The 440-nt window shown below is 56.1% G+C and carries 1 rRNA gene; it reads right to left on the bottom strand.

What is annotated here, in order from left to right:
* Nucleotides 1–440: ribosomal RNA gene (locus AADR41_RS42515) — 16S ribosomal RNA — on the bottom strand; the annotation flags it as partial.

Genomic DNA, 440 nt, shown 5'->3' with positions numbered 1-440 from the left:
GACTACAAGGGTATCTAACCCTGTTTGCTCCCCACGCTTTCGCGCCTCAGCGTCAGTCATGAGCCAGGTTGCCGCCTTCGCCACCGGTGTTCTTCCCAATATCTACGAATTTCACCTCTACACTGGGAATTCCACAACCCTCTCTCACACTCTAGTCATCACGTATCAAATGCAGCCCCCAGGTTAAGCCCGGGAATTTCACATCTGACTGTAACAACCGCCTACGCGCCCTTTACGCCCAGTCATTCCGAGCAACGCTTGCCCCCTTCGTATTACCGCGGCTGCTGGCACGAAGTTAGCCGGGGCTTCTTCTGCGGGTACCGTCATCATCGTCCCCGCCGAAAGAGCTTTACAACCCTAAGGCCTTCATCACTCACGCGGCATTGCTGGATCAGGGTTGCCCCCATTGTCCAATACTCCCCACTGCTGCCACCCGTAGG

Source organism: Streptomyces sp. CLV115 (genome assembly GCF_038448545.1).
In the GTDB taxonomy this organism is placed as follows: domain Bacteria; phylum Actinomycetota; class Actinomycetes; order Streptomycetales; family Streptomycetaceae; genus Streptomyces; species Streptomyces sanglieri.
Note: the sequence above shows the minus strand (reverse complement) of the source record. Positions and strands in the feature narration are given on the sequence as shown.